The following is a 10,546-nucleotide window of genomic DNA, read 5'->3' as shown; positions in this document are numbered from 1 at the left end:
CACCTCTACCTCCGATGACGGCGTACGCGTTCGCCGGGGTGGTCCCGGTCGTCGACCCGACGGCGTACGTGCACCCCAGCGCGGTGCTGATCGGCGACGTCGTGGTCGGGCCGCGCTGCTACGTGGGGCCGCACGCGTCCCTGCGCGGCGACCACGGCGGCATCGTCCTGGGGCCGGGATCGAACGTGCAGGACGCATGCGTCGTGCACACCTTCCCTGGCCGCACCACCGAGATCGCTGAGGACGGGCACGTCGGCCACGCCGCCGTGCTGCACGGGTGCACGGTCGGTGCCGGGGCGCTCATCGGGATCGGAGCCGTCCTGCTGGACGGTGCGCGGATCGGCGAGCGGGCCTTCGTCGGTGCGGGCTCGCTCGTGCTGGCGGAGATGGACGTGCCGGCCGGACACCTCGTGCTGGGCTCGCCGGCGCGGGTGGTCCGCGAGCTCTCCCCCACCGAGCTCGAGTGGAAGGCGCACGGCACCCGGATGTACCACGACCTCGCCGCGCTCTCCCGCGACCAGCTCAGAGAGGTCACGCCGCTCCCGGAACGCGAGCCGGACCGCCCTGTGCTGCCGTTCGGTCCAGAGGACGCGGTGCCCGTTCGCGAGGCTCGGGACCGAGCCCGTCAGCCGGTGGTCCCGCCCGCCGGCTGACGGAGGGACCAAGGCACCTGGCACCTTCGTGCTCGCAGGTGGGACGGTAGGGGCGCGCGGGGAGCGCCGGCTTCCCTTCGGCGGGGCGCGACTGACGACGTGCTGACGAAGGGGTGGCACGGTGGCCCTGAAGAGCTGGGTCCGGACCCGGCCGGTGCTGGCGTTCTACGTTCTCGCGTTCACCATCACGTGGCTCAGTTGGTGGCCCATGGCGGCGCACAACCGGGGGCTGATCGCCGTCGACGTCCCAGGCTTGTTCGTTCTCGGCGGTCTGGGGCCCGGCATCGCGGCCTGGGCGGTCATGCGTGCCGTGAGTCGCGCGGACGCGGCGGAGACGCTGCTCCGTCCGCTGCTGCGGTGGCGGGTGAGCGTCCGATGGTTCGTGGTGGCAGCCTGTCTCTTCCCCGCGATCTGGATCCTCGCCGCCGTGCTGAGCGGGTCGCTCACGGCTGAGCTGGCAGCGCTCGGGTCCGTGCCGGTGGTCGTCATGGCGCTGCTGCGCTACGTGATCGCCGCCGTGCCGGAGGAGGCGGGCTGGCGCGGGTTCGCCCTGCCGGCCCTGCAGGTGCGGCACAGCGCGCTGACGTCGAGCCTCGTCGTCGGGCTGCTCTGGGCGCTGTGGCACCTGCCGCTGCTCCTGGGCGGAGACCCCACGATGTCCACCTATCCCCTGGTTCCGTACGTCGTCTGGGTCGTCGCCGAGGCGGTGCTGTACACCTGGCTCTACAACAGCACCAGCGGCAGCCTGCTCGTCGTGGTCCTGCTCCACGGGGTCACCAACGTGGTGGGGCTCTTCGGGAGCGCGCCGTGGCTCGTCGCCGTCCTCACGACGGCGGCGGCGATCGTCGTCGTCGCCGTGTGCGGCCCGGAGCACCTCGCCCGCAACGGCCGGCGGGTCACGCTCCGGCCGGTCGCCGGCCTGCCGGGGTCCGCCGCGAGCGACGCCTCGGGCGGACCGGGGCGCAGGTCGGCACGCTAGGACCCGGGGCGTCGGTCCTCGACGACCGCGCAGGTCAGCCGCGCCGTGCATAGGCGCCGGCCCCGGTCGTCGGAGACCACGACCTCGTAGCTGGCCAGGGTTCGGCCCAGGTGCAGGGCGGTCGCGACGGCGGTCACCGTGCCGGCCGCGGCGCTGCGGTGGTGGCTGGCGTTGAGCTCGACCCCGAACGCCACCTGCCCCTCACCCGCGTGCAGGTTGGCAGCCACCGACGCGACGGTCTCGGCCAGGGCCGCGGAGGCGCCGCCGTGCAGGATTCCGTGGCTCTGCGTGTTGCCCTCCACGGGCATCGTCGCCACGGCGCGCTCGGCACCGAGCTCGCTGAAGGTGATGCCCAGCCGTCCGCTCAGGGCCCCGCCGACCGGGGGCTTCTGGATGGCAGTGGTGGTGTTCTGCGTCATGGGGACCAGCCTGTCAGGTCACCGTCCGGCCGTGCGCGGCCCGGGCCGCGTGGCGGCGGGCCTTCTCCCGGTTGCCGCACCACTGCATGCTGCACCAGCGGCGACGGTGGGAGGGGTCGGTGAAGAGCCACCCGCACCCGGTGCCGGCGCAGGCCCGCACGTGCTCCCCGGCCGCCGTCGTGAGCAGATCCTCGGCCGCCGCCGCGAACGCGTCCAGCGGGGTGTCGAGGTCGACCACCCGGCTCCAGGCCGGCGCTCCCGCCTCGTCCAGCCCCACGAAGTGACGACGGCGGCGGGCCGCCAGCATCGCCCGGTCCAGGCGCCGGACCGCGGAGGCGGGCTCAGGCGCGGTGAGGACCGCGTAGAGGTCGCGCCGGAGCGTGAGCAGCCGGCCGAGGGCTAGCTCCGCCGCACGCGAGTCGGCCGCCGCCCGGGCGGCCACCTCCCGGGCGGCCGCCCCGTCCAGAAGCTCCCGGTCGACGGCGAGGATGACGGCGTGGTCGAGGCTCACCAGGTACTCGCGGTAGTCGGGAGAGGTCCAGTTCGCCCGGGTGTTGCACAGCTCGAGGGCGGGGTGGCCCGCCACCGGCACGGGGAGCGTCAGGCCGGCAACCGTCCTCGCAGCCATCGAGCACCTCCCCTCCGCAGTCGTCCGTCGAGGACTCCATCCTAACCATTCATACGGCATATCGGGTTACTGACCAGTGCGCCCGGACTAACCCCTTTTTACCCTTGTCCGGTTACTCAGGCAGGTCTACCGTGACGATGACGCCCGCACGGCACCACCGGACGAACGGGACACGATGGACTCAGCTCGAGCGACGAGCGGTCACCCGCCGGTGCGGGGTCCGCCCCGCTCCGCACGCCCTCGGCCGACCGGACACGGGGCGGCGGTGGCTCCGCCGCCCCACGGGCCGGCTCCTCCCGCGTGCCCCACGGGCCGGCTCCTCCCGCGTGCCTCACGGGCCGGCTTGGCTTTCCCGGCCCTCGGCCTGCTCCTCCTGCAAGACTCGACGCGTGGCCTCGATCATGATGACCGCGATGCCGTTCGCCGGGCACGCCCGCCCGATCCGGGCGGTGGCCGCCGAGCTCGTCCGCCGCGGGCACGACGTTCGCGTCTACACCGGCAGGTCCTACACCCACCTGTTCGAGGAGGTCGGCGCGCGGGCCGTCCCCTGGCAGGCGGCGCCCGACTTCGACGAGCGCAACTACGCCGCCACGTTTCCCCGGATGCGGGACAGGAAGGGCTTCCGGCAGGTCCTGGTCAACCTCGAGGACCTCTTCCTCGGCACCGCACCGGCGCAGTGCACCGACCTGCTGGCTGCCCACGACCACCAGCCGTGGGAGCTGCTCGCCGGTGACCCCATGTCGCTCGGCACCCGGTTCGCGGCGGAACGCCTGGGCTCCCGGTGGGCCAGCGTCTCCCCGATCGCGCTGTGGCTGCCCGGCAGGGGCATCCCCCCGACGGGCCTGGGGCTCCTCCCCGCCCGGGGCGTGCGCGGGAGGGCGCGGGACGCGGTGCTCGGCGCCGTCTCCGGCGCCGGGACGGCGGCCCTGACGCGGCGGTACCGGCGCACGCGCCGCGCGGCCGGGCTCACGCCCGACCGGGAGACCTTCGCGACCATGTGGTACTCCCCTGAGCTGGTCGTGGCGGCGGGCGCCCCCGGCCTGGACTACCCCCGCACGGACCTGCCCCGCCACATCCGCTTCGTCGGCGACCTCACCGACGACGGCGCCCCTGCCGCCGACGCTCCGGCGCTGCCGGACTGGTGGGACGACGTCGTGAAGGCGAAGGTCCCGGTGGTGCACGTGACGCAGGGGACGGCGAACGTGGACCCGCACGACCTGATCCTGCCGACGCTCGAGGCACTCGCCGACCAGGACGTGCTCGTCGTGGCTGGGCTGGGCCATCGCACGGGTCCGCTGCCGGGCCCGGTGCCCGCGAACGCGCGCGTCGCGGCGATGGTGCCGTACCCCCATCTGCTCCCGCGCACCTCGGTGGTCGTCACCAACGGCGGCTACGGCGGGGTGCTCCAGGCGCTGCGCCACGACATCCCGCTGGTCGTCGCCGGCGGCGACCTGGACAAGCCGGAGGTCGCCGCCCGGATCGGCTGGCTGGGCGCCGGGATCGACCTGCGCACGGGCTCGCCGCGCCCGGGCGCAATCGCCGACGCCTACCGCCGCGTGACGACGGACCCGGGCTACCGCGCCGTGGCCGCCCGGCTCGGCGCCGAGCTGCGCGCCCTCGGCGGGACCCGCGCCGCGGCGGACCTGCTCGAGGCGCACCTCGACGGCTGAGCCCCGGGCGTGCCGCAGAGCCCCGCCCCACGCGGACCCGCCCCGGTCCTGCCGCGCGCTCGCTCCCTACCCCGGTCGGGTCAGAACGGGTTCGGCGTGAGCGTGTACTTGGTCTGGAGGTACTCGTGGATGCCCTCGAAGCCTCCCTCGCGTCCCAGGCCGGACATCTTCCACCCGCCGAACGGCGCCGCGGCGTTGGACACGACGCCGACGTTCAGGCCCATCATCCCCGTCTCGAGCCGCTCGATCATGCGCTGCCCGCGGGCGAGGTTCTCGGTGTAGACGTAGGAGACCAGCCCGTACTCGGTGTCGTTGGCGATGCGCACCGCCTCGTCCTCGGTGTCGAACGGGACGACGGCGAGCACCGGCCCGAAGATCTCCTCGCGCAGGATGTCGCTGCCGGGGCGCACGTCCGTGACGACGGTCGGCGCGTAGAACGCCCCCGGACCGTCGACGGCGCTGCCGCCGGTGCGCAGGCTCGCGCCGCGCTGCACCGCGTCGCCCACGAGGGCCGCCGCCTTCTCGACCGCGTCGGCGTTGATCAGCGGACCGATCGTCACGCCTTCCTCGGTCCCCCGGCCGACCGTGAAGCCCTCGACCCGCTCGGTGACTCGGCGCGCGAACTCGTCGGCGACGTCGCGGTGGACGATGAAGCGGTTCGCGGCCGTGCACGCCTGCCCGACGTTGCGGAACTTCGCCGCGATGGCCCCGTCGACCGCCTTGTCGAGGTCGGCGTCGTCGAAGACTACGAACGGCGCGTTGCCGCCCAGCTCCATCGAGGTGCGCAGCACGCCCTGCGCGGCCTGCTCGAGGAGGCGCTGGCCCACCGGCGTGGAGCCGGTGAAGGAGAGCTTCCGCAGGCGCGGGTCGCGGATGATCGGCTCGGACACAGCCCCCGAGGTGGAGGTGGTGAGGACGTTGACGACGCCGGCGGGGAGCCCGGCGTCCTCGAGGAGCTTCGCGAAGTACAGCGTCGTCAGGGGGGTCAGCTCGGCGGGCTTGATCACGACCGTGCAGCCGGCGGCGAGGGCGGGGGCGATCTTGCGTGTCGCCATCGCGAGCGGGAAGTTCCACGGCGTGATGAGGAAGCACGGGCCGACCGGGTGCTGGGACACGACCATCCGGCCGGTGCCCTCGGGGTTCGGACCGTAGCGGCCCTGGATCCGCGAGGCCTCCTCGCTGAACCACCGGACGAACTCGCCGCCGTACGCGACCTCGCCGCGCGCCTCGGCGAGCGGCTTGCCCATCTCGATCGTCATGAGCAGGGCGAAGTCCTCCTTGCGCTCCTGGAGCAGGTCGAAGGCGCGGCGCAGGATCTCCCCACGCTCGCGCGCCGGCGTGGCCGCCCAGGCGGGGAACGCCTCCGAGGCCGCGTCCAGCGCCGCGAGGCCGTCGGCCGGCGAGGCGTCGGCGATCGTCCTGACCCGTTCGCCGGTGGCGGGGTCGTAGACGCTGAGGGTCCTCCCCTCCTCGGCCTCGCGCCAGCGCCCGCCGATGAAGAGGCGGTCCGGCACGCTCGCCAGCAGCGCGGTCTCGCGGTTGTCACTCATGGGACTCCTTCGTCGTCTCGGATGCCGTGGTCCTCGTGCTTCCAGGTCTACCCCACGGGCTGTCGGTTCTTCACCAGCAGATGCTGCCGGAAGAACGCGGCGAGCTCGTCCGTGGCGCCCAGCGGGAGGACGGCGGCGACGTACTGGTCGGGCCGGACCACGACCACGCACCCGGCGCGGTCGACGCCGCGCAGGTCGAAGATGTCCTCCTCCGGGTGCGTCGCGAAGACCTTCTCGTAGTCGATCAGCTGGAACGGCCCGCTGCGGGGCAGGAACAGCTCGGGCACCCGGGAGATGTCGACGTCGGCGTGCTTCTGCTGGAAGACGACCTTGACCTCCAGGACGCTGTCGAGGTCGGCCCCCTCGGGGGTGTGGGCGAGGACCGGGGAGTCCGGCGAGCCGGCCATCCACTCGGCCCAGTCCGTCAGCGCCGACGGCTCGCCGGGGGCGGCGGCGTCGGCGAAGGCGTACACGCGCCACCTGCCGTCCGCCCGGTGCTGGTGGCCGAGGTGGAGGGGGTTGGCGTCGGCGACGCGAACGACGCGTGCGGACCGGAAGCGCTTCCCGAGGGGGAACCCGGTGGCGAGCTCCTGGTGGGTCGGCTCCGCCACGAGCATCGACGGCGGGTACTGCGTCATGAAGCCGGCCGGGAACTCGGCGGTGCGGACGTAGAAGTCGGCGAGCTCCGCGGGGTTGGCGAACTCCTCCGGCCGCTTCGCCATGAGCGTCGACCACTCCTTGTCGAAGTCGATCAGCTGCTGGGCGATGACCTGCCGCTCGGCGGAGTACGTGCCCAGCAGGCTCTCCGGGCTGCGTCCGGAGAGGACGTAGCCGAGCTTCCAGCCCAGGTTGAAGCCGTCCTGCATCGAGACGTTCATGCCCTGGCCCGCCTTGGCGCTGTGGGTGTGGCAGGCGTCGCCGGCGATGAAGACGCGCGGGTTGCGGGTGCCGATCTCCTCGAGGGGCACGTCGTCGAACCTGTCGGTGACGCGGTGGGCCACCTCGTAGACGCTGTGCCAGGCGACGTCGCGCACGTCGAGCGTGTAGGGGTGCAGGATCTCGTTCGCCCTCGCAATGATCTGCTCGACCGTCGTCCGGCGCACGGCCCCCCGGTCGTTCGGGTTCACCTCGCCGAGGTCGACGTACATGCGGAACAGGAAGCCGCCCTCGCGCGGGATGTGGAGGATGTTGCCGCCCGACCCGGACTGGATGGCGCACTTGGTGCGGATGTCGGGGAAGTCGGTGACCGCCAGGACGTCCATGACGCCCCAGGCGTGGAAGGCCTGGTCGCCCTTCATCGTGCAGCCGATGGACTGGCGCACGCCGCTGTGGGCGCCGTCGGCGCCGAGCACGTACTTCGCCCGGACCACCTTCTCCTGCCCCGCGCCCTCCCCCGCGGTGCGGACGAGGGTCACGGTGACCGGGTGGTCTCCCTCGCCGGAGACCTCCAGGCCCCGGAACTCGTAGCCGTAGTCCGGCTTCATCCGGGTCGGGGAGATGGCCATGTACTCGGCGAAGTAGTCGAGCACGCGTGCCTGGTTGACGATGAGGTGCGGGAACTCGCTGATGCCGGCGGGGTCGTCCTGCGGGCGCTCCCCGCGGACGATCCGCGACGGGTCGTCCGGGTCCGGCCGCCAGAAGCTCATCTCGGTGATCCGGTACGCCTCGTCGATGATGCGCCCGGCGAAGCCGAAGGCCTGGAAGGTCTCGACGCTGCGCGCCTGGATGCCGTCGGCCTGGCCGATCTCGAGCCGCGCGTCCCGGCGCTCGACGATGCGCGTCGTGACGTCCGGGAACTGCGAGAGCTGGGCCGCCGCGATCATCCCCGCGGGCCCCGAGCCGACGATGAGGACGTCGACCTCGTCGGGAAGCTCTTCGGGGCGATCGATACCGACCCCGGCCGCCGGCAGGACGCGGGGGTCGCCCGAGACGTACCCGTGGTGGTGGAACTGCATGTTTGCCTCCTCGGACATCGGTGTCGAGGTTCTTGTCGACGGGGGCCACGTGTTCTACTTTCGAACACGCAGTTCTACTATTGAACGGATCGTATACGATGGTTTGTGGCGCATGCAACACCCCCGGCGGTCGACGGTGACGCCCCGGCCACCGACGTCGGCGGGCGTCCCGGCGTCGCAGACGCTGAGCCGCGGCATTCAGATCCTCGAGCTCCTGGCCGACGCGCGCGAGCCGCTGACGATCGACGAGATCGCCGACCGCCTCGCCGTCCACCGCTCCATCGCCTACCGGCTGCTGCGCACGCTCGAGCACCACGGCCTCGTGGGCCGCGACTCGACCGGGCGGGTCGCCCTCGGCGCGCGGATGGCCGCGCTCGCCGCGGCCGTCGCGCACGACCTCCAGGCCGAGGCGCTGCCCGAGCTCACCGCCGTCGCCAACGAGCTCGGCATGACCTGCTTCCTCGCCGTGCTCGACCACGACGAGTGCGTCACGCTGACCAGCGTCGAGCCCCGGCACGCGGCCGCCCCGGTGGCGCAGCGGCCGGGCATGCGGCACCCGGTGACCGTCGGCGCGCCGGGCAAGGCCATCCTCTCGGCACTCCCCCGGCACGAGTGGCCGTCGGGCGTCCCCGCGCGACTGGCGGAGGAGGCGATGGCGACCGCGGTCCGCGGCTACGTCCAGAGCCACGACGAGGTCATCCCGAGCGTGCGGTCGGTCGCGGTGCCGCTGCGCCTGCGCGGGCGCGACCCGGCCGCCATCGCCGTCGTCTACGTCGCGAGCGACCACGAGGCGCCCGCGATCGCGGCACGACTGGCGGCGAGCGCGGCCTCGATCCGCGACGCGCTGGGCGGCTGACGCCGGGGGGGCACGGGCACCGCGGGTCCGGGCACCGCCGGCACCGCAGGTAACGCCGGCACCGCTAGCATGAGTCCCCGGTGCGACGTCCCACGGCGCCCGGGCCCGGCACAGCCGCCAGGCGCCTGTCCGAGGGACCCGCACGGATTCTCACCGACCAGCCCGGAGACGCCTTCGCCATGCCCACGGTTTCCGCCCACGTCGCCGTCACCCTCGCCGCCCACGTGGACCACGTCTTCGGGGTCATGGGCAACGGGAACGCCTACTTCCTCGACGCACTCGAGCGCCAGACCGGCGCGCAGTTCACCGCGGTGCGGCACGAGGCGGGCGGCGTCGTCGCCGCCGACGCCTTTCACCGGGCGTCCGGCCGGCTCGCCGCGGCCACGACGACGTACGGGGCCGGCTTCACCAACACCCTCACCGCGCTGGCCGAGGCCGTGCAGGCGCACGTGCCGCTCGTGCTCGTCGTCGGCGACGAGCCGACGTCAGGGCCGCGCCCGTGGGACGTCGACCAGATCGCGATGGCCTCGGCCGTCGGGGCCCGCACGTACACGGCGGGGCGCACGGACGCCGCCGCCACCACGGTCATCGCCGTCGAGCACGCGCTGACCTACCGGGTCCCCACGGTGCTGGCGATCCCCTACGACGTCGCCGCGCTGGACGCCGGACCGGTTCCCGAGTTGCCGGCCCCGCGCCTCCCCGGGCCGCTGCTGCCGCGCGGGGCGTTCGCCGCGGGGATGGTGCGCGAGATCGCCGCGGCCCTCGCCTCGGCCCGCCGGCCCCTGCTCCTCGCCGGCCGGGGGGCCTGGGTGGCGGGCGCCGGCAAGGCGCTCGGCGCGCTCGCCGACGCCACCGGTGCGCTGACCGCGACCACCGCGCTCGGGCGCGGGGTCTTCCCCCGCCCGGAGTTCGATCTCGGCGTCGCGGGCGGGTTCGGCGCCGCGGGGGCGATGGCGCTGGTGCGGGAGGCCGACGTCGCCGTCGTCGTCGGGGCGTCCCTCAACCAGTTCACGATGCGCTTCGGCGAGCTCTTCGCCCCGGGCACCCGCGTCTTCCAGGTCGACGTCGCCGCCGCGGCCACACACCCGCACGTCGGCGGGTACGTGCGCGGGGACGCCGCGGAGGTGGCGGCGGCGATCGTCGCCGAGCTCGCCGGCGCCACCCCGAGCGGGTGGCGCGGGACGGTCGACGTCGTCGCCGCGCGCCGGTACGAGCCCGGCGACGGGACCGCCCCCGACGGGCGGCTCGACCCGCGTTCCGCGGCGGCCCGCATCGCCGAGCTGCTGCCCGAGGACCGCGTCGTCGTCTCCGACGGCGGCCACTTCATCGGCTGGGCCAACATGTACTGGCCGGTGGCCTCGCCGGACCGCATGATCATGGTCGGCACCGCGTTCCAGGCGATCGGGCTCGGCCTCCCCAGCGTGCTCGGGGCGACGCTCGCCCGCCCCGGGTCGACCGTCGTGCTCACGACCGGCGACGGCGGCGGGCTGATGGCGCTGGCCGACCTGGAGTCGGCCGTGCGGGTCGCCGGCGGCCGCGGCCTCGCGGTCGTGTGGAACGACGCCGCCTACGGGGCCGAGGTGCACGTCTACGGGCGCAAGGGCCTGACGCGGGAGCCGATGCTCATCCCCGACGTCGACTTCGCGGCGCTCGCCGCCGCCGTCGGCGCCGAGGGGCGCGTCGTGCGCTCGCTCGAGGACCTGGAGGCGCTGGCGGCGTGGGCGGCCCGCCCCGCGGCGGAGCGCCCGTTCCTGCTCCTCGACGTGCGGGTCTCCCGCGCCGTCGTCGCGCCCTACCAGGACGAGATCCTGCGCGCGAACAGCTGACCCGGGCCTG

Annotated in this window: 9 protein-coding genes; 5 read left to right on the top strand and 4 right to left on the bottom strand. The window is 74.1% G+C overall.

Going from position 1 to position 10,546, the window contains the following annotated elements; all coding sequences use genetic code 11:
- The first annotated feature begins 14 nt into the window (after positions 1-14).
- Together KZX45_RS20025 and KZX45_RS14090 are read left to right on the top strand one after the other, a co-directional pair.
- On the top strand, positions 15-653 hold the full coding sequence (locus KZX45_RS20025) for a gamma carbonic anhydrase family protein (protein ID WP_282453685.1): 639 nt from the start codon (positions 15-17) through the stop codon (positions 651-653).
- A gap of 121 nt (positions 654-774) precedes the next feature.
- Entirely contained in the window at positions 775-1,632 is an 858-nt protein-coding gene (locus KZX45_RS14090) for a type II CAAX endopeptidase family protein (RefSeq protein WP_248258385.1), read from the top strand.
- On the opposite strand, the gene KZX45_RS14085 is transcribed toward KZX45_RS14090, so the two are convergent.
- Positions 1,629-2,051, bottom strand: coding sequence for a hotdog fold thioesterase (locus tag KZX45_RS14085; RefSeq protein ID WP_248258384.1), 423 nt, complete (start codon positions 2,049-2,051; stop codon positions 1,629-1,631). The two genes, KZX45_RS14090 and KZX45_RS14085, sit on opposite strands and share 4 nt — an antisense overlap.
- 13 nt (positions 2,052-2,064) lie before the next feature.
- A complete protein-coding gene (locus KZX45_RS14080; RefSeq protein WP_248258383.1) occupies positions 2,065-2,679 on the bottom strand; it encodes a CGNR zinc finger domain-containing protein in 615 nt (204 codons plus the stop codon).
- Positions 2,680-3,068: 389 nt separating this feature from the next.
- Here KZX45_RS14080 and KZX45_RS14075 point away from each other — a divergent pair, with 389 nt between their 5' ends.
- Positions 3,069-4,349, top strand: coding sequence for a glycosyltransferase (locus KZX45_RS14075; RefSeq protein WP_248258382.1), 1,281 nt, complete (start codon positions 3,069-3,071; stop codon positions 4,347-4,349).
- A gap of 80 nt (positions 4,350-4,429) precedes the next feature.
- On the opposite strand, the gene KZX45_RS14070 is transcribed toward KZX45_RS14075, so the two are convergent.
- Both KZX45_RS14070 and KZX45_RS14065 read right to left on the bottom strand, forming a co-directional pair.
- Positions 4,430-5,899 carry an NAD-dependent succinate-semialdehyde dehydrogenase gene (locus KZX45_RS14070; protein WP_248258381.1) on the bottom strand — a complete coding sequence of 490 codons (1,470 nt, stop codon included), beginning with the start codon at positions 5,897-5,899 and terminating at the stop codon, positions 4,430-4,432.
- A gap of 47 nt (positions 5,900-5,946) precedes the next feature.
- Positions 5,947-7,854, bottom strand: coding sequence for an FAD-binding monooxygenase (locus KZX45_RS14065; protein ID WP_248258432.1), 1,908 nt, complete (start codon positions 7,852-7,854; stop codon positions 5,947-5,949).
- Positions 7,855-7,966: 112 nt separating this feature from the next.
- Between KZX45_RS14065 and KZX45_RS14060 the strand changes: the two genes are divergently transcribed.
- Both KZX45_RS14060 and KZX45_RS14055 read left to right on the top strand, forming a co-directional pair.
- On the top strand, positions 7,967-8,710 hold the full coding sequence (locus tag KZX45_RS14060; RefSeq protein ID WP_248258380.1) for an IclR family transcriptional regulator: 744 nt from the start codon (positions 7,967-7,969) through the stop codon (positions 8,708-8,710).
- Between the two features lie 179 nt (positions 8,711-8,889).
- Positions 8,890-10,536 (top strand): thiamine pyrophosphate-binding protein, encoded by a 1,647-nt coding sequence (locus KZX45_RS14055; protein WP_248258379.1) that lies wholly within the window; start codon positions 8,890-8,892, stop codon positions 10,534-10,536.
- The last annotated feature ends 10 nt before the right edge of the window (positions 10,537-10,546 follow it).

The sequence above is a fragment of the Georgenia sp. EYE_87 genome (assembly GCF_023148685.1).
Lineage (GTDB): Bacteria > Actinomycetota > Actinomycetes > Actinomycetales > Actinomycetaceae > Georgenia.
Note: the sequence above shows the minus strand (reverse complement) of the source record. Positions and strands in the feature narration are given on the sequence as shown.